Source organism: Bacillus sp. SRL543, assembly GCF_984799205.1.
In genome coordinates this window covers 4,342,223-4,366,503 of the sequence record NZ_OZ481794.1, presented here as the reverse complement: position 1 = coordinate 4,366,503, position 24,281 = coordinate 4,342,223, and the positions used below count along the sequence as shown (strand labels likewise).

At 44.5% G+C, this 24,281-nt stretch carries 19 protein-coding genes; 14 read left to right on the top strand and 5 right to left on the bottom strand.

The window, feature by feature from the left end:
• Positions 1-132: 132 nt before the first annotated feature.
• The 3 genes from AC4E8B_RS22140 to AC4E8B_RS22130 all read left to right on the top strand — a co-directional run bounded on the left by AC4E8B_RS22140 (position 133) and on the right by AC4E8B_RS22130 (position 5,057).
• On the top strand, positions 133-1,017 hold the full coding sequence (locus AC4E8B_RS22140; RefSeq protein WP_490215613.1) for an ABC transporter ATP-binding protein: 885 nt from the start codon (positions 133-135) through the stop codon (positions 1,015-1,017).
• On the top strand, positions 1,014-3,545 hold the full coding sequence (locus AC4E8B_RS22135; protein ID WP_490215612.1) for a DUF2705 family protein: 2,532 nt from the start codon (positions 1,014-1,016) through the stop codon (positions 3,543-3,545). The genes AC4E8B_RS22140 and AC4E8B_RS22135 overlap by 4 nt, the downstream gene beginning before the upstream one ends.
• A 303-nt stretch (positions 3,546-3,848) precedes the next feature.
• Entirely contained in the window at positions 3,849-5,057 is a 1,209-nt protein-coding gene (locus AC4E8B_RS22130) for a TraB/GumN family protein (RefSeq protein ID WP_490215611.1), read from the top strand.
• Positions 5,058-5,106: 49 nt separating this feature from the next.
• Here AC4E8B_RS22130 and AC4E8B_RS22125 read toward each other — a convergent pair whose 3' ends face one another.
• The 3 genes from AC4E8B_RS22125 to AC4E8B_RS22115 form a co-directional block, all read right to left on the bottom strand.
• Positions 5,107-5,772, bottom strand: coding sequence for a hypothetical protein (locus AC4E8B_RS22125; RefSeq protein ID WP_490215610.1), 666 nt, complete (start codon positions 5,770-5,772; stop codon positions 5,107-5,109).
• A gap of 363 nt (positions 5,773-6,135) precedes the next feature.
• Positions 6,136-7,692: an IS1182 family transposase gene (locus AC4E8B_RS22120; RefSeq protein ID WP_490215609.1), complete on the bottom strand. Its 1,557-nt coding sequence runs from the start codon at positions 7,690-7,692 to the stop codon at positions 6,136-6,138.
• A gap of 140 nt (positions 7,693-7,832) precedes the next feature.
• Positions 7,833-8,582, bottom strand: coding sequence for a hypothetical protein (locus AC4E8B_RS22115; protein ID WP_490215608.1), 750 nt, complete (start codon positions 8,580-8,582; stop codon positions 7,833-7,835).
• A 364-nt stretch (positions 8,583-8,946) separates the two neighbouring features.
• On the opposite strand from AC4E8B_RS22115, the gene AC4E8B_RS22110 reads away from it, so the two are divergent.
• Positions 8,947-9,606 carry a hypothetical protein gene (locus AC4E8B_RS22110; RefSeq protein WP_490215607.1) on the top strand — a complete coding sequence of 220 codons (660 nt, stop codon included), beginning with the start codon at positions 8,947-8,949 and terminating at the stop codon, positions 9,604-9,606.
• 142 nt (positions 9,607-9,748) lie between these two features.
• Here AC4E8B_RS22110 and AC4E8B_RS22105 read toward each other — a convergent pair whose 3' ends face one another.
• Positions 9,749-10,183, bottom strand: a complete 435-nt coding sequence (locus tag AC4E8B_RS22105) for a hypothetical protein (protein WP_490215605.1) — start codon at positions 10,181-10,183, stop codon at positions 9,749-9,751.
• A 451-nt stretch (positions 10,184-10,634) separates the two neighbouring features.
• Here AC4E8B_RS22105 and AC4E8B_RS22100 point away from each other — a divergent pair, with 451 nt between their 5' ends.
• Positions 10,635-11,294, top strand: a complete 660-nt coding sequence (locus tag AC4E8B_RS22100) for a hypothetical protein (RefSeq protein ID WP_490215603.1) — start codon at positions 10,635-10,637, stop codon at positions 11,292-11,294.
• A 63-nt stretch (positions 11,295-11,357) separates the two neighbouring features.
• Here AC4E8B_RS22100 and AC4E8B_RS22095 read toward each other — a convergent pair whose 3' ends face one another.
• On the bottom strand, positions 11,358-12,416 hold the full coding sequence (locus AC4E8B_RS22095; RefSeq protein ID WP_490215602.1) for an SGNH/GDSL hydrolase family protein: 1,059 nt from the start codon (positions 12,414-12,416) through the stop codon (positions 11,358-11,360).
• A gap of 354 nt (positions 12,417-12,770) precedes the next feature.
• On the opposite strand from AC4E8B_RS22095, the gene AC4E8B_RS22090 reads away from it, so the two are divergent.
• From AC4E8B_RS22090 to AC4E8B_RS22050, 9 genes are all read left to right on the top strand, one after another.
• Complete coding sequence (locus AC4E8B_RS22090; RefSeq protein ID WP_490215601.1) at positions 12,771-15,644, top strand: family 10 glycosylhydrolase; 2,874 nt, start codon at positions 12,771-12,773, stop codon at positions 15,642-15,644.
• 202 nt (positions 15,645-15,846) lie between these two features.
• Positions 15,847-16,524 (top strand): YesL family protein, encoded by a 678-nt coding sequence (locus AC4E8B_RS22085; protein WP_490219837.1) that lies wholly within the window; start codon positions 15,847-15,849, stop codon positions 16,522-16,524.
• 17 nt (positions 16,525-16,541) lie between these two features.
• Entirely contained in the window at positions 16,542-17,264 is a 723-nt protein-coding gene (locus AC4E8B_RS22080) for an N-acetylmannosamine-6-phosphate 2-epimerase (RefSeq protein WP_101549122.1), read from the top strand.
• Between the two features lie 20 nt (positions 17,265-17,284).
• Positions 17,285-18,235 (top strand): acetylxylan esterase, encoded by a 951-nt coding sequence (locus tag AC4E8B_RS22075; RefSeq protein WP_490215600.1) that lies wholly within the window; start codon positions 17,285-17,287, stop codon positions 18,233-18,235.
• 31 nt (positions 18,236-18,266) lie between these two features.
• Positions 18,267-19,127, top strand: a complete 861-nt coding sequence (locus AC4E8B_RS22070; RefSeq protein WP_490215599.1) for a MurR/RpiR family transcriptional regulator — start codon at positions 18,267-18,269, stop codon at positions 19,125-19,127.
• Positions 19,128-19,143: 16 nt separating this feature from the next.
• Positions 19,144-20,718: an FAD-dependent oxidoreductase gene (locus AC4E8B_RS22065; protein ID WP_490219835.1), complete on the top strand. Its 1,575-nt coding sequence runs from the start codon at positions 19,144-19,146 to the stop codon at positions 20,716-20,718.
• Positions 20,719-20,754: 36 nt separating this feature from the next.
• The gene (locus AC4E8B_RS22060) at positions 20,755-21,720 is read left to right on the top strand and encodes an ABC transporter permease (protein ID WP_490215598.1); all 966 of its coding nucleotides are present in this window, start codon (positions 20,755-20,757) and stop codon (positions 21,718-21,720) included.
• 13 nt (positions 21,721-21,733) lie between these two features.
• On the top strand, positions 21,734-22,609 hold the full coding sequence (locus AC4E8B_RS22055; protein ID WP_490215597.1) for a carbohydrate ABC transporter permease: 876 nt from the start codon (positions 21,734-21,736) through the stop codon (positions 22,607-22,609).
• Positions 22,610-22,727: 118 nt separating this feature from the next.
• Entirely contained in the window at positions 22,728-24,206 is a 1,479-nt protein-coding gene (locus AC4E8B_RS22050) for an extracellular solute-binding protein (protein ID WP_490215596.1), read from the top strand.
• Positions 24,207-24,281 lie beyond the last annotated feature (75 nt).

Here is a 24,281-nt window from a genome sequence, read left to right as displayed (position 1 = left end):
GGCATTAAAATTTTCCCAACCCCCAAATCTGTTACTTTTGTCATGTCCATCCGTCTATTAATATATAATACTACTCAAACTCCTCAGCGAGTCCCACTCTCTCTTATTGAAAAAAACAGCCAGGAGGAAAAGATGATACTTTCTGTTGACGGAATACATAAGACGTATGGAAAAGAAAAGATATTAAAGGGAATAAGATTTCAAATCGATGAACCGAAAATTGTGGCGCTTGTCGGACCTAACGGGTCAGGAAAGTCTACGTTGCTGAATATCATTGCCAATCTGCAGCAGGCCGACCAGGGCAAGGTAACCATTTTACATAAAAGCAATCAGGATCATAATATCTTTAAAGAAATTTCATTCATGCAGGACAACTCGGTCCTTTACGACTACTTGACTGGATATGACCATCTCCAATTCATTGGCGATATGCAGGGAATCTCTAAGAAAAGACTGCTATCGACTGCTAAGCGGGTTGGCATGGATGCTTATTTGAATAAGAAGGTCGGAAAGTATTCTCTTGGCATGAAGCAGCATCTTCTTTTGACGATGGCACTTGTAAACGAGCCAAAGCTCTTGATCCTGGATGAGCCTTTGAATGGGCTTGATCCAACGAGCAGCATCCGGGTGAGGAATCTTTTGCTGGAAGAACAGCAGAAGGGCACCTGTATTTTATTATCTTCCCATAATTTATCAGAAATCGATCGGGTCACCTCGCACATCCTGTTCATGAAGGGCGGGGAGCTGATAGAGGAAAATATCGGAGTATACGAGAAGGTATTTTACCATGTTCTTGTTGATGAGCAGGAAAGGGCAGCGGCCATAGTTAAAGAGAACCAGGCTGATGTCTCATATAATGAAGGGAAATTTGTTTTTGCGAGCGAAGATTTAACGCTGCCTTCATTCATCCAGCTTATGAAGGAGAATCGTATCGGCATCCTGGATATTGAGAAAAAGGTGCATGGTTCAGAAGAAAGGTACCAGAGGATTTATTTGGAAAATGGTGCCGGGCTATGAAGCATATCATGTTCGAGCTGAAAAAGCTGATCAGGCAGAAGAAGTTTCTATGGCTCTTTTTCATTGTTCTGCTCTATACAATGGCGGTCTATTTTTATCATTACCAGCAGTACCCGGAGATGAAGGACCGGGCCTATTTCGCGGTCCAGCAATTGGATGAAGAGGCAAGGGGTGCTCAGACGCAGCTGATGCTCGAGCAAAAGGATACTCCGGAAAATCCGCTGATTGCCGAACAGCTTTCTGAGATCCAAGGTATGCTGAGCAGCATTTTCCAGTGGAAGGTGGCTGTTACAGAAGAAAGATGGTGGGACATTCCGAAGCCGGAGGGTGAGTTTCTATCACATTTGCAGGCTTTTTTGGACAGTGGCGGGGTATTCACTGGAATTCCGCAGAGTGAGATCCAGGCAAGGCTTGATAAAAGCCGCTGGCTCCAGAAATATAATTTGCCTTATGAGGATGAAGAGTACCCTCTTTCAGCCCATCTGATCTTGAAGGAGGGCAGCTCTGTATTTATGGGCGTGATCGGGCTTGTTCTTATGGTGTTATTTTTCGGCAGCAGCCTTTCACAAGAAAAGGAGCAGAACACCTGGTCTACACTGGCGACCCAGCCGATATCCCGCTGGCGGCTGGCCGCCGGCAAGTATATGAGCCTGCTGGTGTCAGCGTTATTGTTTGTTGTGATTGTAATAGGAGTCAGCGTCCTGATTCCCCTGCTGGTCCAGCAGAATTTGAGCATGCAATACCCAGTGATAGTTGGAACCGAGGATAAGGCTACACTTATTCCAATATATCAATTCATCTTCCGTGCCATTTTGTTTTTTGTGTGTGCGAGTGGCTTTCTTTTCAGCCTGATTTTCTTTTTCAGCAGTTGGACGAAGAACACCTTTATGACTATCATGCTGACTGTTTTTTTCTCGCTGGCAGGCTTTATTGTGACGGATATGCAAGCCGTTTTACAGGGACCGTTCAATCCTTTTAGCTTGCTGATGGCTGACCGCCTGGCTATGACAGTCCCATCGAAGACTGATTTTCTCTATTTTCTTGGAGCTTTCTGCTGGAGCTCTGCCCTTTTAATAGTGGCAAGCAGATTATTAAAAAGGGAAGGAAAGCAGCGTTTTTCCTCTGTCCACCGGCCATTTAATAAAGGGAGAACACAGCTTACCAGCAGCCTCATGGCAAATTTCATTCTGTTTGAATGGAGGAAAGAAAGGAGAAAAGGACTGCTGCTGCAGGTGATGGCCGTTTTGGCGGTGTTTATTGTCCTTGGCTCGGTCATTCTTACTTATGAGAAAGATGAAAGAGCTGAAGCTTATATTGCGGGGCTTGAAGAAGAGGTCAGAGTGATAGAGGAAGAGCTGCTACCTTATTATGAAGAAGCTATTGGGCTTTCTGAAAATAGCCAAGGGGACAAAAAGTACGCTGAGGAATTAAAAACTGTACTGAATTTATATGAGGAACGGTTGGGAAAAGTGAATAAAGCAGTTGATGGCTACTACCATCATGAACTCGCACCTTTACAGGAGTATCATCTATTTGAGCTGCAGGCTGCTAATGGTGAGTTTGATACAAACAATATTTCTCAAAGCTATGTAGATTTGCTGGGCCAGTTCACTGTTGATGTGAGTCTGGCTGAAAAACAATGGATGCTGGAAAAGCAGATAGACCCGATCATAGCCGGGGAGTTCAATCCAACCATCAATACCACTTGGACCCATGAACAGCCGAATCAGACTCAAGAGGAATGGGTGAATCAGAACAAAAAGATTGATAACTCCGGCCTATATTCGCTGTATTATTATTTTGACCACTATTTTTCTTATATTATCGTTGTATTCTTCTTCCTTCTCGGGGGAGGGCTAGCAAGGGAAAGAGGCAAGCGGCCTGCCATTCAATTCATAAGGACGCAGCCTGTAACAGGCAGACAGGTTTTTATCGGAAAGCTGATAGCCGCTTCAAGTTTAAGTCTCTTAAGCTGGACAGTCCTGGTCTTTCTGGTGGTGCTGGCAGGGGCGTTTGCAAATGGATTCGGGGATTGGCTGTATCCGATTGTCCATTATGACAGTGCCGCCGCGGTTGGTTCGGCTTCTTACACCGGCCAAAGTCCGGCCGGATGGAGCACCGGCTTCCACTTGGAAAGCTTGGGGAGAGTGGTGCTGGAGAATTATGCGCTGCATAGCCTGGTCCTTTTGTTTTTAATCGTATTGTCTGTGTTTCTTTCTTTATTCATCAAAAATCAGTTCAGTGTGCTGGCAGTGGCGGCAATTGTTTGCATATCCGGTTATGCCGTAAGCACCAGGATTTTTTCGGCTATAGCTCATATGCTGCCTTTCACTTATCTTAATCCTGCTAAGGTAATCAACGGTGAAATGTCGGTTGAGTTGAATAACCCTGGTATTGCTTTTGCTGATGGATGCTGGGTGATGATGGGGGCGGTGCTGGTTTTGGGGGCAGCTGGGTATGTGGTTTCGGGCTGGGTAAAGAGGAAGGGTTTTGTGGCCCATCCTTTGAAGGTGAGCAAGTCTATTTAAAGAAGCACGGTTATATGGAATTAATAAAGTGGTACGTGAACGAGTATCATTTTTGTCTTTCGCAAGAAGGATTCCAAGACTCATTTATTGTATTTACGCTTTGTTAGGTGTCTTATTTTTAAGGCAATATTCATAGACTGGTCCTAGACTAGCACACATTAATTTAATGATGAATCAAAAAATAAATCTCTTAAAAGTTGTCCCTCATCCTAAATTAAAGTAACATTAAAAATGTTAATAGTTTCCTTTAAATGAATATATAGGAATCTATTGGTGAAAAAGATTAAAGGGGAGATAATGGCGTTGAAAAAGTTGTTTAAAAGTTTAGCGACACTATTTGCGGTTGTGCTGCTCGTTTCTTCGTTTGCAAATACTTCAGTTTCTGCAGCGGAACAAACCAGGAATTGTGTCCCCAAAAAAATCATGTGGGGAAAAACAGAGCTGAAGAGCGGACAATTGGGTAAGGTTACAATTTTAAAAGAAACAAAGTTATATTCCTTGAAAGATAATAAGCTTGCGGCGGGAAAAACACTGCCTGCTAAAGGTGAATACAGAGTCTATTCTTTTAAGAAGGCTTCAGGAGCGGAACTTTATGGAGTCGGCGGCGGATCTTATGTTAAAAAAGACAGCCTGATTAAGTATGAAACTCCTTCAAAGCGGAAGCTGGCTGAGCTTAAAGCAGCTGCTTGTGTTGAAAATGAGGGCGGCTTCCTGTGGAAGGCAGAGAAAAATGGCAACACCGTTTATATGCTTGGATCCATCCATGTTGGCATTGAAGAATATTACCCATTGAATTCAAAGATCATGAATGCTTTTAATAAATCACAGAACCTGGTTGTAGAAGCAAATATTCTGAATGTAGATCCGTATGAAATTCAGCAGTTCATCATGGAAAAAGGCGTCTATACTGACGGAACGACTATTGAAGATCATATCTCAAAGGAACTGTATACAAAGCTGGGAGCTGCATTGGACGAATATGGAATGGATATTAATAAACTGAAACAATTCAAGCCCTGGTATATGAACATGCTGCTAGAAGGCCTGGTTCCTATGGATCCCAAGTATAATCCGGAATTGGGGATTGATTATCAATTATTATCCAATGCCGGGAAGAAAAAAATCATTGAGCTTGAGGGAATGGACTTCCAGCTTAATATGATGGCAGGTTTTTCAGATAAAGTGCAAATCAAGCTTCTGGAAGACTTCCTGAAAACTGAGCGCAATGGCAATGAAATCGAGCCTCTTATCAAAGCATGGCAGTACAGCGATGATGCTGCTATTGAGAAGCTGGTATTCGACATCCCTGATAACAGCCCGGAATACAAAGAATATATGACAGAAATGTTCGATAAACGCAATATGGGCATGGCCAATAAAATCGAGCAGTATCTCAAAGCAGGCAATAAACAAACCTATTTTGTCGTTGTAGGTGCAGGACATTATTTTGGTGACATGAGTGTTATTAAATTGCTGGAGAGAAAAGGTTATAAGATAGAGAAGATTCAATAGAAAAACAGGGTCAGACCCCTACTTTAGTAGGGGTCTGACCCTGTTTTTGTTAATTGTTTAAAAGAGCCAGCTTTGCTTTAGAAGGAGTTTCATATTTTATGTTATTTGTTCTCTGGACATATAAACCGCCGCCAAGGTCATAGAGCAGTATTTCCCCAATCCGTTTGGTCCCATAAACCCGATACTCTTCTCCAGGCTTTAACATCTTTACTACCCTATACTTCCTGATAGCTGCCGGATCAGCTTTCTCGGCACCAATATCACGTAAAATAGTAACTTTACCAATTTGCCCTGGTTTCAGTTCTGTTTTTCCCCACATTACTTTAGAATCTGTATTGCTTGATTCTAAAAGAGCCAGTTTGGCTTTGGACGGGGTTTCGTATTGTATATTGTTTGTCCTTTGGACATACAGCTCTCCGCCTAAATCATAGAACAGCGCCTCTCCTATGCGTTTAACTCCGTACACCCGAAATTCTTCCCCGGGTTTTAACATTTTCACTACATCACGATTAAAACTATGCATTGGATTCTGCGGACCATCCTCCCGGATTGGTTTGAATTTGATAGCACCAATATCCCTCAGAATAGTGACTTTTCCAATTTGCCCTGTTTTCAATTCAGTTTTTCCCCACATCACATCCGCTGAAGCAAGAGTTGACGGGAACAGCAAAATAGCCGCAGCAAGAAAAGTAAATAGAGATTTTTTCAGTTTCATATGTCTGCCTCCTTCTGTTTTATCCAATTAAATGGTAACATACTGTATCCATCTTTAACTATATTTTACATTATAAGTGTACTGGTATCATATTCCATTTTGGTTTGGTTACTGAGGCAGTATAGCATTCCCTTGCTCTTTTTATTGTTCTTTTCTACCCAGTCTATATCTATAGTCATCGGCAATATATAAAGGAATCTTGCCAATTCAGTTGTCCAGGCAAGACTAGAGCGAAGGAAAAATTCGAGGAGGCTGACTCAAAAGGTCGTTGATTTACGATCTTTTGGGTCAGTTTTTTTGTTACTTGAGAAAATTTGGGTATTTTTGAAGGCTAATGGTAGCTTTGAGAGGGTAGATGCCCCTTTATTGTGCTTTTTCTTTTGGTTTCTTAGTGATGGAATCCCATTTTAGTAAATTATGCGCAACGCAAATAAGCCCCCAATCTGTCAGATTTTTTGAGAGTCCTCGGTAGGAAAAACGGTTAAATTCCCTATTGTATTTAATTTGACCAAATACCGGCTCAACCTCTATTTTCCTCTTCCGGTACTTTTGATCTCCTTTTTCAGTCGACAGCTTTTCGCGGATTTCTTTTCGCTGCTTTTGGTTTTTTATAGAGACCTGAACGGTCTTTACATCTTTGTCTTTTGCACATGATGACAGGAAAGGGCAACCGTGGCAGTCAGTGCACCGGTAGGTCCGTTTAACCGATTCATATCCATTATCTGAGGTTTTTTTGCTTTCATATTGGAAGGTTAGCCTCTTTCCATTTGCGCAGATCCACTCATCCAATTCCTCATCATATTCCATATTTTCAATTCGGCCCACTTGTTCTTTCCATGCTTTCGTTGTTTCCTTATCGATAGTGCTGTACTTGATGAGCGCTTCAATTTCCTCTCCCTCACAATGGGAGTAGTTTTCCTCGCTGCCATAACCAGAATCGGCAATCACTGTTTTTGGGTTTGGGCGCTTGTACTTTTTTAAAATATTTAAGTGTGGAATAAAACATCCTGGATCTCCTGCTCGCTGATGAAGGCTGAAGCCAACGACAAACTGATTTTCTGTCCCAATTTGGACATTATATCCGGGTTTTAGCTGACCGTTTTTCATGTGATCTTCTTTCATTCTCATGAATGTGGCATCATTATCAGTTTTGGAATAGCTGTTTCGGTCCTCAAATGTCGCTTTCTGTTCTTCATATTTTTGTTTACGTGGCAGAAGATCCTTTTTTAATTGACGATGCGCCTTTTTTAAAGGTTTATTTTTAGGATCTTGTTCTAGCCGTTCTTCAAGTTTCTTGACTGTGTTTGCAATTTTTTCAGAGGTAATTGGTGATTCCTCCAGTTTCTCCTGAAAGCCCAATTCCTGTTCTGCTTTTTCATCTTCACTCGTAACCAGTTCAATGTCCATGACAATCTGACGGAACTTCTCATCCAGTTGCTTATCATATCTTTCGGTAGCCTTTCTCCAAACAAAAGTATATCTGTTGGCGTTGGCTTCTATTTTGGTGCCATCAAGAAAGTAATCCTCCAGCTTAACGAGACCTTCCTCCCGGAGGAGGTCTACAATGGAGAAGAAGGTTTCATAGATAACATCCTTCATTCGTTCAGTCCTGAACCGGTTAATGGTTCTGAAATCTGGCTGCTGTTCGCCTGAAAGCCACATAAAGAAAATATTTTCGGTTAATTGTTTGGCAATTTGGCGAGATGAATAGATGCGGTTGGCATACGCGTACAAAATGACTTTCAACATCATTTTTGGGTGATAGGGAGGACGACCTCCTCCAGGATAGAGGGAAGTAAAAATAGTGGGGTTCATTTGATTGACCGCAAGGTCAATTAGCCGGGCAAGGTGCTGTTCGGGTATGAGGACTTCAATATCCATTGGAAGGGTCAGTTGGTTCGTGTTATACTGTTTGTACATAAGAAAATCGATCCTTTCTTTTTATAATGGTTGTTGTGGTGACTTCATTATATCAAAAGGATCGATTTTCTTCTTTTTTTTGCCCAAAAAGAAAAGGATGCCCCAAAAGTTATACTTTTGGGACAGCCTCCTCCTCCAGTTTAATCAAACGTTTGATTAGCACACGCACCAGCCACGGTATCCCTGGCAGATTTACTTATAATTAAGCTTAATTCCAGACGCTGAATCCACTTCTCAGTTTGGCTGATGTTTTTGGAAACCCCATTTATTTCTTCATGATATTCAAGCCCTTCTGCAGCTATATATCCTAAATTAAACTGAGCTATTCTATGGATGATCATAGCCCACTCTGCGTCTGTCATCTTTGCCTCTGAATATTGATTGATATAACCTGCAGCTTGCCGTGAAAATGCACAGGATCCCGCGGTTATATCTACTTGTTTTCCAAGTTCCAGTGAGCAGATTCTATTTGTTATTTTTTCGGTTTCTACCCATTCAACAGGATGGGTTTTGAATGCCCGTTCGGTGCGCCCTATGATTGTGTAGTCATGGGCTGATAGGTTGGAAATTATGGTTCCTAACTCTTCAGGGTAATATCTGCTCCAGGTCAATATCCTGTCAAAATCACAATAATGATAGTAATCCATTTGTGACGTTAGTCCCCATTCTACTGCTTTGCGCCGGGCATGGGCAGCTCCTCTTTTAGGGATGATTTTTACTTTGAATTGGCTTTCTTCCAAAAGCTTGATCAAATCAGGAGAAGTTTCATTGCTGACTGCAATAAATAAATCCTCATATATATCTTCAAGCAAGCTCTTGCATTCAATGAAAGATTCACAGTTGTTCCCGGTTGGATCATGGGTCACAGTTAAGAGAGCTGTTTTATGCATGAGAAATCACCTCTGAGTTTTGGGTGTGTTGTAATTCGCTAAGGAGACGGCTGAATCCTTTTTACCTGCTCAGTTTTAATTCAAAACCAAGGTGACTGATTCTGAGATCTGTGCCGTGGTTTTAAGAAGATATCTTAATTTGAAATGTTTTTGTAAAAAAAGAAATTTATTTGTCATTTTTATAAACCTATCCTTAGTTTGTATCGTCTAAATTCTGAAATGTACTTGAGGGGAATTTTTTAACTGAAAAGAACAAGCAGTTGTTCCTCTGATACTTTTTGGTGCAGCCGGCGCATTTATTAAGTAGCTCCAGATAGAAACTGATTTTTATTAATATAAAAAATAAACAAAAGGGGAAATCAAAATGAAAAAGAAATATCCAGCAATTGTTATGATGACACTGTTTTTAGGTACTGCGGGTGCGTTTTATTATGAAGGTTCTCCGGCGAAAGTTAATGCTACGGAAGAAAAATCTGATCTAAAGGCTCAAATTAGTAAAATAGAAGAAACTTTCAAAGAGGAAGTGAAAGTTCCAACCGTTGAACCTGATTTGACATCCAACGAAAACGTTGAGAATGCCGACTCTATAAGGAAAAGTGACTCCAGCCAACAGCCGGCTGGTTCAAAACCTGAAAAGCCTGAATCTAAGCCTGCCTCAGTACAAGATACGTTTAAAATAGAAGACACAACTTATTATCTAATCTCTCCCCAGGAGAAGTTCAATCATGACCAGGAGTTTGCCAAGAAATATGGTGCAAAGTTTTACGGAGTTCCAAACAGTGACATGTTTGTATTTGTCAGAAATGGAGAAGCCATCCTTCAAACGAGCTCTGGACTCGCCGCAGCCCCGCTTAAGTATAGCGATATATTATCTGAATTTCTTGCACCAGGAGGAGAATATAAGAACATCGCTCAAAATGTTTTATTCTCCGCTAAAACTGGAGCTAAAGTAACTGTCGATTTCGGGAACCAAATAGGATATAGCATATGGATAGAAGACGGAGTGGTTGTAGCATCATGGTAAAGTAGAGCAGAGGGACAGGTATCTGTCCCTCTTTAATTTTCATGGATAAGGTAACTGTCATCCTCAAAATTAATACGAAATTGAATTAATTTTCCTAATTCTGTCGTGTTTATCAAGTCACGAAAATTCAACCCTAATACTGCTAAAACCCAAAGTCTATTTCCAAAGTCCTCATTAATGGGTTTCCAAAGATGTTAATTGTTGCAGCACCTGCCTGGGTACTGGTCTTTTCCTTAGGGGCGTTAGAGTAAGAGTTATGTATGTTTGCCTTCACCCATTCTCCTGCTTCATTCTCTTCTGTTCCTTTAAAAGGAATCTTGGCAATAGGGATGAAATAGTTTTCAGCAATCTTATTGACAGTGTTTTCAACCTCAGACTGGTCTGGATGATCAATGTATGCACTGGCGTCAATGTTAGTTTCAATAAGAAGGACCTTCTGGCTGGACCTTTCAAAGTACACATCGACTTGTACGACAAAATTGCTGTTATTCAGGGCCATGGTTCCTGTATGAATATCTGTTGTTGTACCAGCGGTTACCGGGAGGATTTCAAAGCCGTTTTTTTGTAGATGCTCCATTATGTGCTCCGGAGAGATATCGGGAGAATCCTGAATCCTCTTTACTGCAGCTTTTTGTACTGCTTGTCTAGCATGGGTGCTAGTTTTATTAATTTCAGTTTGTAATAGAGATTCTTCGTTGATATTTATTCCTATATAAATTGCAGCTGCTACTACAATTAGCAGAATCTATGGATTAAGCTTCAATCTTACCCCTCACTTTATTGGTAATATTTTACTATATTCTACAATGAATTTATCTAATATTAAAGGGAATTATTGATTTCTAAAGATTTATGAATTTATTAGAATTATATATTCCATCTTTTTCATTGGATTCAAAGCGAGCTTAGTGTCCTGCCACAAAATTTCGAAACATAATTGTAATAATTGAAATTTATTTGTTATTTTGTCAACCTTTCTTAATCTTACATCGTCTAAATCTATGAAATGATCTTGAGGAGGAAAAGAAATGAAAAAGAAATTTCCTGCAATTATTCTTATGACCTTATTTTTAGGCAGTGCCGGTGCATTTTATTATGAAGGATCTCCAACAGAGGTAGTGGCCACTGAAGAAAAAACGGATGTAAAAGCTCAAATAGGCGAATTTAAAGAAGGCTTTAAAGAGGAAGTAAAAGTGCAAGCTGCAGAAGTTCAAGAGCCGGTGATTGAAAAAGTGGAGGGGAATGATTCTGAAAAGAAAAACGATCCTGCTCAAAAACAGCCTCCTCTTAAAGCTCAAGAAAAAGAATCCAAGCCGGACGCAGCGTTGAATACAATTAAAATTGGTGACTCTACGTATGAATTAGTGTTGCCTGAAGAAAAATTCTTGTATCAAATGGAAGTTGCAAAGAAGTACGGTGCAAAATTGTACGCTATCCCAAACAGTGATCTGTTTGCATATATTAAAGATGGAAAAGCCATCGTCCATACGAGTACAGGGATAATGAGCGCCCCTCTGAAATATGCAAATATGGTTGCAGAATTAATCGGTAAATATGAAGAATATAAAAAATTCCCCGAGAATGTTCTATTCTCAGCGGAAACTGGAGCAAAAGTAAGTGTGGTCCTTGACCATAATCTTCAGTACGGAACATGGGTGGAAAACGGAATGATTATAGCTTCCTGGTAAAAGGGAAACGAAGGGACAGGTTACTGTCCCTTTTTGTGTCCTGTCCAACTGTTCGCCCGGCACTCATTGCCGGCCCACAGTTTCAGCAATAACCGGCCCCAAATACTCTGCCATTTTAATGAATCCCAGGTCTGTGGGATGGACCCCATCAACGGTAGCTTCATTTGTATATTCTCCGAGCATATTAGTGCCCTCGATGAACGTTATATTTTGATCGCCTTTTTGCTGAAGTTCCTGAACTAAGTTTTTCTGAAATACTAATCTGGCAATCCGGTCTTCATAAAGCTGCCGGTCCACAGCTTCTGAGGCATAAGGAAATTTAGAGACTAGGATAATCGGGACATAAGGGTGAGTTTCTCTATAGATCCGTATGAATTCTGGCAGGGTCTTTTTATACAGCTCTGTGCTGACACAATTGGGTTCATAGTCTAAAACGAGACAGGCGGGATTTTCAATCGTACGGATGATCTTAGCCATATTGGGCTCGCCTCTGCCGCTTCCCGAGAATCCAAGGTTGATAAATTCGTGGTTGATCTTGCGGCTGATAATATTGGTATATGCCATCCCCGGCCTTGAAGCGCATCCTCCCTGTAAAATCGAAGTACCGTATAAAATGATTTTCTGTCCGCTGTCAAAGGGGGCGGGTTCAGATATAACCGCTCCTTCATTGACTCCCACAAGAACTTCCCCGACTCCCTGGTACAGCGGAAAATTCAATGTAATCGGCAGTAGGTCAGTTTCTTCCCGTTCAAAAAAAGCTAGCTCGTATTCCTGCAGTGTTGGCTCATATCTTGTTATATTAACAAAATGTTTGTGGCCGGCGGGTCCGATATAGCAGTCAAAGCCGCATTGTCCGGTGGCAGGCATATTGCTCATATCCGCCTTTCCCGACAGCTTTACTTTTACAGCGATCGTTTTGGCATTTGTCTGGAAGCGTATCTGCCCTCCGGCTGTACAGTCTGCGAGCCTGCTGACAATATCAGGTATTTCCCAGTCAGGCTCGGAGGGGAGCCGCCTGTATTTCTTTTCATCCTGGAACCAGGCAAAGCCGCTAATCACAAATGGTGCCTCTTTCGGATCATGCCAAATCAATTTCTCCGCTTGTTCTTCTGAGCTTTTCAATTGCCTTCACTCCTTTATATGATTCTAAATAACTAGTTTCAGAAATTTCCGACTATTAACTTTACAATAAAAGCGCTTTCATTTATTATGGATTCATCTTCCGAAAATGTAAATAGAAAAGGAGATTTCCTCCAGTCCGACTTCACAAGAATTCATCAAGCTTTCCCCTACATGATAGCCGACACCACTATTTCTTTAGAAAGGCGTTCAAATAAACGCTTTTTCATAATGCTTTAATCCAGCCAAGAGATCTCCATACTTCAAATCTAAAAGGAGGTGTGACAGTACATCTATTCATAAAAACTTTATATCCCTTATGCCATGAGAAAAACTAAAAGAAGGCAGGTAATAAGAATGTGGAAAAAGCGTTACAGTGTGTTTTCTGTTCTGATTCTATTATTCTCCATGATCCCGGTTTTCTCGGCATCCGCTGACTATACAGAGGATGATGTGATAGAAGTGGAGGCAGCGCCAGAGGATATTACTATTGATCCTATTGGGAAAATGAAGCAAATCTCATTTATTGATGAGGATTTTGAAGGGAAAGCTGATTTCATCGGCCTTTATACATCTGAGTATGCAAGGGAGATCCTTGTGAAGAGGCTTTGGGTCGCTGTTCAAGTGAACGATAAGAACGAAGTGACAAAAGTGGTCAATCCATCCGCTGGTGGGGCTGTGCCTGTTTGGGAGCCGGAGCAGACTATTGAAATACCGGCAGGGGGCTATGTACTCCTGGCACAGGATGATTCCTGGGCAACGAAGGATTTCCGGAAGTTCCTGGCCGTTAATTTTACAGAGGGTGATGTGATCAAGCTCCGGAAGAATGGCGAGGTTGTCCCGATTACCGAGTTCATGACCGGGGAAGGGATGGTGCCTGGCATCGAGGTGTCCAATGAACCGATGTATACCGTAACTGAAGCTTCCACTCTGGTGAAGGGAACAATCCGCAACTTTGAAGAAGGGGAAGATTACAGCCTTATGGTGAATGGGCAGGAGGCAGCTATAGCTTCTGATGGCTCCTTCCAGTATGAGTACCCATTGTCAGCGAAAACGAATTATATCGATCTTACAATTTCAAAAAATGGCAAAGAATACGAGAAGAAATCACTTGTTGTTTTTTATAAAAATTATACTGAAGAAGACAAGGAAGTTTTCCTTTGGGTAGACCAGGCAGCGAATGCCCGGAAGTTTCAGTCATCCGAGAGCATCCGCGATATGCTCGTGATGGCTAAGGATGCTGGTGTGACGAGCATTGTCTTTGATGTTAAGGGAGTTGAAGGTTTTGCCTCTTATAAGAAAAATGATCTGACAGGCAGGCCCTATGTGAGTGAAATGACGGCTCCGTCAAGGACGGGTTCCAATCCTGACCTGGATCTGCTTGAAGAATTCATATCTCATGCCCATGATCTCGGCTTGACGGTGCATGCCTCTATGAACGTATTTGCTGAAGGATCTATTGCCTATGATGAGTATGCTGTACTGAATGATCATCCGGAATGGGAAGAGAAGGTATACCGCCATGAGGACGGCGGCCAGATCCTTCCGCTCCGGGAAAGCAAATATGGAAAAAGCGGGGCGCTGGTTGCCTTTGTGAATCCGGCAGACCCAGAAGTGGTTGATTATCAATTAAAGTCCTATGAAGAAGTGATTAAAAATTATGATGTTGATGGAATTGTCCTGGACAGAGGCCGGTATGATAATTTCTTTGCCGATTTCAGTGACATTTCCCGGGCTCAATTTGAAGACTTCCTGGCTGAACGCGGCAAACAGCTGACCAGCTGGCCTGAAGATGTTTTTACTTATGAAGGCTCAACCCGGGTGGATGGACCACTGATCGATGAGTGGTTCACTTATCGGGCAAGCGTTATCAAAGACTTCACATCTCAGCTGAGAGGGCTTGTGGATAGCTATAATGGCAAACGTTCCAAGCAGGTGGAGATTTCATCTTATGTAGGTTCCTGGTTTGATTCTTACTACTTGAACGGAGTCAACTGGTCCAGCCCTAATTTTAAGTATGATGAGCGGCTGCAATTTCCTAATGACCAGATTTATACTGATGATTATGCGCAGTTTGGCTATACAGAAGACTTGGACTTCCTTATGATCGGCACATATCAGGATACTGCAGCAGAGGTGAAGAAATATATTACACTTGGAAATATCCTTATGAATGGCGAGCTGCCTGTCTATGCCGGTATGGCCCTCGCCAATCATCAGGAGCCTGCGCTTCAGCGTGAAGTATTCCAGGCAGGTCTCCAAAATTCTGCCGGGCTGATGATTTTTGACTATTCCCAGGCAAATTTTCCGGTCATTAAAGCATCGATCAATGACGAGGAATATGTGAAGGATTATGAGCTGGGGATAAGCGACCCGCGGGAGGGCTCGGAGCCGATCAAGGGTGATTTCTTCAACGTCAACCGCAATGAAGATAATATTAACGTTTATTCTGATGGGTTCGGCCTAAGCACTGGAACCAATAAATGGGGCGTTGAGGCAGTTGTTGATAGAACAGGGAAGGTTACAAAAATGGTCAATAAAGAGCAGGCCATGAATTGGAGCTGGGGCGTAGCCAATGATAACAACAGCCTGATACCAGAAGGCGGATTTGTCATTTCTGCCGCTGATGCTTCAGGTATCAGGGAAAGAAGGCAGCTGGTCGCTAATGCCTATAGAGTCGGTGATGATGTAAGGGCAGCCCTTTTGAGCGGCTTCCTTGAGTATGATGGAAAAACCTTTACTAAATCAAAAGTCGAAATTAAAGGAAAGGCCGAGGTAATTGGAGCGGGGGCTGCAGCTGTTACAATTAATGGAGAGGAAGCAGCTGTCCAATCGAACGGTGCTTTTTCTGCAGCTGTTCCGCTTCAAGTGGGAGCTAATCAAGTAACTGTCGAAGTATTTGTGGATGGCATGAAGACGCATCATAAAGTGCTGAAGCTGAACCGTGAATCCAGTGAAGATCCTCTTCAGGAAGCGATGCAGCTGATTGAAGAGCAGAATGATGCCGGTATCCGCAACAGCCTGCTTGCACAGCTGAGAAATGCAGAAAGGCATTTTGAAAGGATGGAGGAGTTCCGGGAAAGAGGAGATGAAAAGAAAGCTCTGCAGGAAGAAAAGAATGGCAAGAAGTCCGTTCAAAAGGTGATTGACCAGCTGGAGAAGCACAGCGGGAAGCATGTGGACCCCGACACAGCAGCTGAGATCATCGATTTGCTTGAATCTTTATTGTAAAAATAGAAGACAAACATTCTGCTGAAAGAGTGTTTGTCTTTCTTTTTAATTTTCTGAATTTATAAAATAAAGCCTTTACAATAAATGGGTTGGGCTTTATGATGGAGGTATATTCCAATAAATGAATAATACATTGGAGGATAACTCCACTTTTTATGGTCCAGCATTTCTACTATTCTATTGCGAGGTGACGTGTGTTTTGATGAATAATCCCCATATGGATGGATTATATAAGTTTTGCCTCATGTTTGTCCGGCTTGCTTATGTCAATCTGCTGTGGATTTTTTTTACCCTCCTTGGGGCCGTATTCCTTGGCTTTTTCCCTTCAACTGCTGCGATGTTTGCTATCGTCAGGCAGTGGATCAAGGGCAACAAAGATCTTCCGGTATTCCTGACCTATTGGAATACGTTTAAAAAAGAATTTACGAAAGCTAATATGATTGGCGCAGCATACTTTGGGGCAGGCATCATCCTGTATATCGATATTCTCTATTTTTCTTCTCCCGCGAATATCGGTCTGCTCATCCTTTATTACTTCTTTTGGGTAACAGCCTTTCTTTATCTGCTTCTTGGCACTTTTCTCTTCCCAGTCTATGTTCACTATCAAGCTAAATGGTGGCAGTATTTTAAAAGCACTTTCATGATTATGCTAATGAATCCGCTGGCCGTTCTGGCCCATCTGGCCATCCTTATCGGCGGGGCAATCATTCTAAGAGCATTGCCAGGACTCATCCCGCTTTTTGCAGGAAGTGCTATGGCCTATGCATTGACGCTGGTCAGCTTTAAAGCTTTCAGTAAAGTGGAAGCGCTTACCAAAAGGGGCATATCACAATCTGGAAAAGGGCAGATGGCAAGCAGGCAAATCAAAACCGAAATTTAAAAACAGGACGTGAAAATATGGTGAAACAAGCTTTCATGGAAAAAATTAAAGGGCAGCTGATTGTATCCTGTCAGGCGCTGCCTGAAGAGCCTCTTCACGGGGCAGATATGATGGCAAGAATGGCAGTGGCTGCTAAAGAAGGAGGAGCGGCTGCCATCCGGGCAAATGGAACAGATGATGTGATCGCGATAAGAAAGGCCTGCAATCTTCCAGTCATCGGCCTGATTAAAAGGGATTATTCCGGCTCCCCGGTATATATTACCCCGACAAAAGTTGAACTGGACGCTTTAATCGAAGCAGGAGCAGATGTGATCGCCCTGGATGCAACAAAGCAAAAGCGGCCGAATGGAGAATCTCTTGAGGAATTGATTCTTTACATACGGGAAAGGAGCTCCTGCCTTATCATGGGCGATATCTCCAATTTCGAGGAAGGAATTGCCGCAGGCTGGGCGGGCGTTGATCTGATATCCACAACGCTATCCAGCTATACCCCTTATACCAAAGATCGCAGGATACCCGATCTGCCGCTGATCGAGGAATTGGCGAAGGCGACAGAAATCCCGATTATCGCTGAAGGTAATATTAAGACCCCGATGGAGGCAGCCGAAGCCCTTAAACTGGGGGCCCATGCGGTAGTAGTAGGCACTGCCATTACAAGGCCGCAGGTCATCACAAAGCAATTCTATGAAGCTATCAGGGAAACGGCTGAAAGGATGGCACTTAAAAAACAAGTTAAATAAGAAGCGAAGGAGGTGAAGCCTTGCTGAATCATATAGAAGAACAGATCAGGCAGCTGGAAGCATATATCCCTGGCCGGACAAAGCTTGGGGACCATGATGAATTCTGGGATTGGACGCTTCTCGAGACAAGGAGCAGGCCACTGGGGGACGAAGTGAAGCGGATGGATTATCCGATCAGGCAGGTTGAGGCATATGAAGCCAGCTTTCATGGGTTCGATGAAACACCTATCCAGGCTTACTATATACTGCCGCCCCAGCATGACGGCAAACTGCCGTGCCTCGTCATTTTTCACGGCTATGGGGGCCATAAAAATTCAGTCTCCCATTATATGAAATGGCTGATCCAGGGCTATGCCGTCCTGGCTGTCGACTGCAGGGGCCAGGGACGGACAGGCGACTATTCCCGCTATAACTCGGATGAAATGGGCACCTGGGCCACAAAAGGCATTCTCGATAAGGAAGAATACTATTATCGGAAGGTATATATGGATGGAGTCCGGGCAATCGACTTTGTAAGCTCCCGGCCGGAGATCGACAGCTCGCGGATCGCTGTGATGGGGGCAAGCATGGGGGGAGGCATCACGCTCGCTGTGGCAGCCCTTGACGGCAGGCCAAAGCTTGCTGTCGCAGATGTTCCGAATATGTGTGATATAGGCCTGGCCATGAAGCAGAAGTTTGAAGGTTCGCTGACCATAGTCGAACAGTTCCTTCACAGGCATCCAGAGCATATAGAAACTGTTTATCAGACTCTCTCTTATTTTGATAATCTGAATCTCTGCTCGCGCATCACCTGCAGGACAAGGGTCACAGCAGGATTAAAGGATCTGGTCTGCCCGCCTATGCCTATATACGGCGTCTACAACCATATCCAGGCTGAGAAGTCGATTGAGGTGTTTCCTTTTTCAGGCCATGATATGGGCATCATCAGCCATATGGATCAGACGCTTTCCTATGTAAATCAATATCTATAACTATACGAACTTTTAGAAGGTGAATGTTTCAATGAATAGAATCAGCACGACAATGAACCCTGATGTAATGATCACGAGCATATTTCAATCATTGACAAAATCGGAGCAAAAGGTGGCCGAGGTTGTCAGAAGCCATCTGAAGCAGGCGGTATACTGGTCGGTTTCAGATCTGGCCGAGCATGCCGAAGTGGGGGAGACGACCGTAATCCGTTTCTGCCGGAAGCTTGGCTATCGCGGCTACCAGGATTTCAAGCTGGCTGTTGCCCAGAATGGCACCGAAGCTGCGAGGCAGGAATTTGGCGAAGTGGAAGATACGGACAGTGCCTATGTGCTTGCCCAAAAGGTGACAGCCGAAAACATTGCTACACTGCAGAATACACTCAGCCTGGTCGATCCGGATGCCATGGAGGAGTCAGCCCGGGAGGTCATTGCCTCCAATAAGGTGTATCTTTTCGGCGTCGGTGCATCCGGTGTGATGGCACAGCAGGCGCAGTACCGGTTCATGCGGCTGGGATTCAATGCGGAATCAGCTTCTGATTCCCACGTGATCGCCATGAATTGCGCCTTGGCCAAAAAAGGGGATGTGGTCATCGGGATTTCTACCTCCGGAAGTACGAAAGATTTGGTCGATGCCATTGAAATCGCCAAAAGAAATGGGGCATTCATCATTTGCATCACCAACCATATGAAATCGCCGATTACCAAATACGGTGATGTCGCCCTTTTGACTTCTGGTGTGGAAGACCCGCTCCATGGCGGTGCTTTCTCTTCTCTTATTTCACAGATGCATGTGCTCGATATGCTGACCAGATTCATTGAGAGGCAGCATAAGGAACATTCGCTGGCTGCATTGCAGAAGACGGCCAAAGCTGTTTCCGACAAATTATATTAGGAGGGCCAATGAAATGCTGAAAAGAGAATTGTCTGCAGACATTGTCATCATCGGCGCTAGTACAGGAGGATGTGCAGCAGCATTGGCTGCTGCCAGGTCCGGGTGCAGAGTCGTGATGACGGAAGAGACGAAATGGATCGGCGGGCAGCTGACGAACCAGGCGGTCCCCCCTGATGAGCACCGCTGGATCGAAAAATTTGGCTGCACCAGCAGCTACCGGACTTTCCGCAGCCTGGTAAGAAACTATTACAAGTCGCATTTTCCGCTCTCTGAAAAAGCCTTGCAGATGCCACATCTCAACCCGGGAAGCGCCATTGTGAGCCGGATCTCCCACGAGCCCCGTGCAGCGCTGGCTGCCTTGCAGGAAATGCTGGCTCCGTACATACATAGCGGGAAGATTGTGGTCCTAACGGAAACCAAAGCAAGGAAAGCAGAGTCGGACGGGGACCAGGTCAAGGCTGTGGAGGCAGAGCATCTGTTAAGCGGGCAAAGTTATGTACTGACTGCTCCCTACTTTTTGGACGCAACAGATTGCGGGGATTTGCTGCCGCTTGCCGGGGGGGAATACGTGACAGGGGCAGAGTCGCAGAAGGAGACAGGAGAGCCGCATGCGCGGGAAGGGGAGGCAGACCCGCTGGATATGCAGGCCATCACCCACTGCTTTGCCGTTGACTATCTGGAAGGAGAAGACTTTACCATCCAGAAACCCGAAACCTACAGCTTCTGGCGGGATTACAGGGCTTCTTTCTGGCCTAACAGGCAGCTGGACTGGACGGCTGTCAGCCCTGTGACACTTGAACCGATTACGTATGGCTTCTTTAAGGAAGAAGGCAAATTTTCTTTATGGGAATATCGGAGATTGATAGATAAAAGCAATTTCCAGAAGGGCACTTATGAGGGCGACATTTCTCTCATTAACTGGCCGCAGAACGATTACTGGCTTGGCCCGGTAATCGATGTGGACGAAGAGGAGAGGAAGAAGCATCTCGAAGGAGCCAGGCAGCTGAGTTTATCGCTCCTTTACTGGATGCAGACAGAAGCGCCGAGGCCGGATGGAGGACAGGGGTATAAGGGGCTACGGCTTCGCCCGGATGTGACCGGCACTGATGATGGCCTTGCCATGTATCCCTATATCAGGGAATCGAGGAGGATTAAAGCTGAATTCACCGTATTGGAGCAGCATATCAGCACGGCTGTCCGCGGAGAAGCGGGGGCTGAAGTTTTTCCAGATTCTGTCGGGATCGGATGCTATCGGATTGATCTTCATCCAAGTACAGGCCTGTCTACTTTCATCGATATCTCCAGCCTGCCGTTTCAGATTCCGCTGGGCAGCCTGATCCCTGTGAGGGTCGATAATCTGCTGCCGGCGTCCAAAAACCTTGGCGTAACGCATATCACAAATGGCTGCTACCGCCTTCACCCGGTCGAGTGGAATATTGGCGAAGCGAGCGGCTGCCTGGCAGCTTACAGCCTGAAGCGGGGTCTGACCCCCCGGCAAATCCGCAATGATGCGGTCAGGCTGGCTGATTTCCAGAGGTTCCTTGAAGCTGAGGGGATTGAGCTGTCGTGGCCGGCTGTCCATTCTGTTTAAGTGCTGATGGCAGGTTAGTGAAAGGAGGGGGTTTTTATGATCAAAGGAGCACCGATTGAAACACAGGCGGCAAAGTTCGATGCTAAGACAAAGCCAAAAATCAAACGGAAGAATGTTTTCCTGAAATACTGGGATCTGTATCTGCTGATGGTGCCCGGCATATTATTTTTCATCATTTATAAATACGTACCGATGTGGGGCATTGTGATTGCCTTTCAGGACTACAGCATATTTACGGGTGTCCTGGAAAGCAAATGGGTCGGCTTTAAACATTTTGAGCGGATGTTTGAGGCGGAGGAGTTTTACCGGATTTTCAAAAACACACTGCTTATCAGTCTTTATAAGCTGTTCTGGGGCTTCCCGGCTCCTATCATTGTCGCCCTGATGCTGAATGAGCTGAAGAACATGATGTATAAACGGACGATCCAGACGGTCATCTATATGCCGCATTTTCTTTCCTGGGTCATTGTCGGCGGGATCATGATGAATCTTCTTGGACCATCCACAGGGATTGTGAACAGCTTTGTTGAATTCCTCGGGTTTGAGCCGATCTACTTCCTTGCGGATGACAGCTGGTTCCGAAGTGTCCTTGTCGCCAGTGACCTGTGGAAGAGTGTAGGTTGGGGAACCATCCTTTACCTGGCTGCCCTCGCTGGTATCGACCCTCAGCTTTATGAGGCGGCAACAGTCGATGGGGCCAATAAATGGCAGCAGACATGGCATATTACTTTGCCGAGCCTGCTTCCTACCATCGTCATCCTGCTGATCCTGCAGATGGGCCATATCCTGGAGGTCGGGTTTGAACAGGTCTTCATCTTGCTGAATCCTCTTGTATATAACGTTGGAGACGTCTTTGAAACCTATGTGTACCGGGTCGGCGTCACCCAGGGACAGTTCAGCTACACGACTGCGGTCGGATTATTTAAATCGGTCATTGCACTCATCCTGGTTGTGGCAGCCAATAAGTTTGCCAAAAAGCTGGGGCAGAATGGCCTTTGGTAAGGGGGTGCCTTAAATGGCAGTTATGCGGACAAAAGGAGAGAAAACATTCTCCGCCATCAACTACCTGCTTTTAGGGGGCTTTGCACTATTATGCCTGTTCCCCTTCTTGCATGTAATCGCCCAGTCTTTAAGCAGCCAGCGCGCCATCGTTTCGGGAGAGGTCGTCTTTTTCCCGATTGAGACTACCTTCCTCGCCTATAAAGAGGTGCTGATGGACCAGCATTTTCTCAGGGCATTTGGTGTAAGTGTGGGGCGGACTGTGGTCGGTACGTTTATAAATGTTTTCCTGACCTGCTTAATGGCTTATCCACTGTCGAAATCATATATTAAAGGCCGTGGCGTCATCTTGTTTCTCGTAGTATTCACGATGCTGTTCAGCGGCGGTATGATCCCTACCTATCTGGTCGTCAGGGAAACGGGATTGCTTAATACGTTCTGGGCATACATCATCCCGACGGCGATCAGCGCGTTCAACCTGATCATCGTCAAGAATTTCTTCCAGAGTGTCCCGGCAGAGCTGGAGGAGTCGGCGAAAATGGATGGAGCCTCTAATATCGGCATCCTGTTCAAGATTGTCATTCCATTGTCGATGCCGGTCATCGCGACGATAGGCCTATTCCATGCGGTATTTCATTGGAACTCCTTCTTTGATGCAGTTCTGTACATCAATGACAGAGGTTTATATCCGCTCCAGGTTTATCTCAGGGAGCTGATCCAGTTCGATCAGTCAGAAATAAATCTGAGGGATAATTTCGAGCAGCAGCTCCTTGCCAATGAGTCACTAAAGGCAGCCGCCCTCATATCCAGTACACTGCCGATCCTGATTGTCTATCCATTCCTTCAAAAGTATTTTGTAAAGGGTGTCATGATTGGCTCTGTAAAGGGCTGATGCTTTTCAGCAAATAAAAGGGGGTGTCCGGGATGATGCCTGTATAGCCTGGACTTATTTTCTGCTTCATACCCGAAAGGTATTATCTTAATTAAATTTCCAAAGGGGGAAATGTAGAATGAAGGGGTTATTTTCAAAAAAAGCTGGTTTAGGTCTCGCTTTAGCGTCAGTGATGCTGTTCAGTACCGCCTGCTCCAAAGAAACGGGCAACGATGAAAAGGATTCAAAGGAAGACCAGAAGATTGATATTGTCGTGAATAACTATGGACGGACTTTCCCGAGCGGCATGGATGAAAACAAGAATCCTTACCTTGAATTTATTGAGGAAAATACAGGCATCGATGTATCTGTCCAGGTGCCTCCAGCTGAAGGATATATGGAAAGGCTGAATGTCCTGATGGCAAGTGATGATCTTCCAGACCTCATCTACAGTCCGGATGCAACCTGGTTCGTCAATTATGTGAATCAGCAGGCACTCACACCGCTGACTGATATTGTTGATAAGCATGGTAAGAATCTGAAGAAGCTGATACCGGAGGAAGCTTGGGATGCTGTGACAGTTGATGGCGAAATCTACGCCATTCCCCATATTCTCCAGGAAAAAGGGTCTGAAATCATGTATGTCCGCCAGGATTGGCTTGACGAGCTGGGGCTTGAGAAACCGGAAACCCTTGATGAATATGTGAATGTATTAAGAGAATTCAAAGCGAAAAAAGACAATACAGGCTTGATCATGACAGATACACTGGGGCGAATCTCTCCATTCCTTGGGGCTTTCGGGATTCAGCGCAGCCAGTGGGTGGAGCGAGACGGCAAATTGGTATATTCCAGCACCACTCCTGAAATGAAGGAAGCGCTCGCCTTCCTGGCAGATATGTATAAAGAAGGATTGCTGGATAAAGAGTTTCCTTCCAACAGCCTGTCTGTCCTGGGTGAAAAAGTGGCCAACGACCGCGCCGGCATGTTTACAGCGGCATGGTGGGATCCTCGCGGGCCAATCCTTACAAACCAGCAGAATAACCCTGATGCCAAGTGGACATCACTCGAGTATCCGGTTGGGCCGAATGGAGACTCCGGCCCTGCGGGAAGCGCCCTTGTCCGCGGCTACAATGCTGTACCAGTGACAAGCGATAATGCAGAAGCCGTAGTGAAATACCTGGACTTTATCGTATCTGACGGTTTCCGCGATATTTTCCTCGGGTTTGAAGAAGATGTGTGGAGCATGAAGGACGGAGTGGCATCAACAGATTTTGAAAAACATAATGAGCATCTTTACCGCCAGATGTATGTTACTGTAGAGCCGCTTGATCCGGAAACAACGAAAATCCGTTTGGATTCACTTGGCCTTGAATTCGGCTTATATGACAATGTAACCAAAATTGGCGAACACGCCATGCATACGGAATATCAGGGACCTCCAACACGTGCAAGCGGCCAGTATGGCGGTCAGCTGAAGACAATGGAAGATGAAGTATTTTCCAATATCATTGCCGGAAACGAGCCTATCGATGCTTTTGATAAGTTTGTAGAAAGATGGAATAAAGAAGGCGGCCAGGAATGGACTGATGAAGTCAATGACTGGTATAAGAACAAGTAAAAGGCTGTCTGTTTTGGATAATGTTTAACCGGGATCAGATAGGAATGGCGCCTGAGGAGGCGCCATTTCTCACTT

What these genes read in the sequence shown, in the direction of transcription:
- AC4E8B_RS22140 (WP_490215613.1), top strand. Translation starts at nt 133, where the DNA reads ATGATACTTTCTGTTGACGGAATACATAAGACGTATGGAAAAGAAAAG.
- AC4E8B_RS22135 (WP_490215612.1), top strand. Translation starts at nt 1,014, where the DNA reads ATGAAGCATATCATGTTCGAGCTGAAAAAGCTGATCAGGCAGAAGAAG.
- AC4E8B_RS22125 (WP_490215610.1), bottom strand. Translation starts at nt 5,772, where the DNA reads ATGAAACTGAAAAAATCTCTATTTACTTTTCTTGCTGCGGCTATTTTG.
- AC4E8B_RS22120 (WP_490215609.1), bottom strand. Translation starts at nt 7,692, where the DNA reads ATGTACAAACAGTATAACACGAACCAACTGACCCTTCCAATGGATATT.
- AC4E8B_RS22115 (WP_490215608.1), bottom strand. Translation starts at nt 8,582, where the DNA reads ATGCATAAAACAGCTCTCTTAACTGTGACCCATGATCCAACCGGGAAC.
- AC4E8B_RS22110 (WP_490215607.1), top strand. Translation starts at nt 8,947, where the DNA reads ATGAAAAAGAAATATCCAGCAATTGTTATGATGACACTGTTTTTAGGT.
- AC4E8B_RS22105 (WP_490215605.1), bottom strand. Translation starts at nt 10,183, where the DNA reads ATGGAGCATCTACAAAAAAACGGCTTTGAAATCCTCCCGGTAACCGCT.
- AC4E8B_RS22100 (WP_490215603.1), top strand. Translation starts at nt 10,635, where the DNA reads ATGAAAAAGAAATTTCCTGCAATTATTCTTATGACCTTATTTTTAGGC.
- AC4E8B_RS22090 (WP_490215601.1), top strand. Translation starts at nt 12,771, where the DNA reads ATGTGGAAAAAGCGTTACAGTGTGTTTTCTGTTCTGATTCTATTATTC.
- AC4E8B_RS22085 (WP_490219837.1), top strand. Translation starts at nt 15,847, where the DNA reads ATGAATAATCCCCATATGGATGGATTATATAAGTTTTGCCTCATGTTT.
- AC4E8B_RS22080 (WP_101549122.1), top strand. Translation starts at nt 16,542, where the DNA reads ATGGTGAAACAAGCTTTCATGGAAAAAATTAAAGGGCAGCTGATTGTA.
- AC4E8B_RS22070 (WP_490215599.1), top strand. Translation starts at nt 18,267, where the DNA reads ATGAATAGAATCAGCACGACAATGAACCCTGATGTAATGATCACGAGC.
- AC4E8B_RS22060 (WP_490215598.1), top strand. Translation starts at nt 20,755, where the DNA reads ATGATCAAAGGAGCACCGATTGAAACACAGGCGGCAAAGTTCGATGCT.
- AC4E8B_RS22055 (WP_490215597.1), top strand. Translation starts at nt 21,734, where the DNA reads ATGGCAGTTATGCGGACAAAAGGAGAGAAAACATTCTCCGCCATCAAC.
- AC4E8B_RS22050 (WP_490215596.1), top strand. Translation starts at nt 22,728, where the DNA reads ATGAAGGGGTTATTTTCAAAAAAAGCTGGTTTAGGTCTCGCTTTAGCG.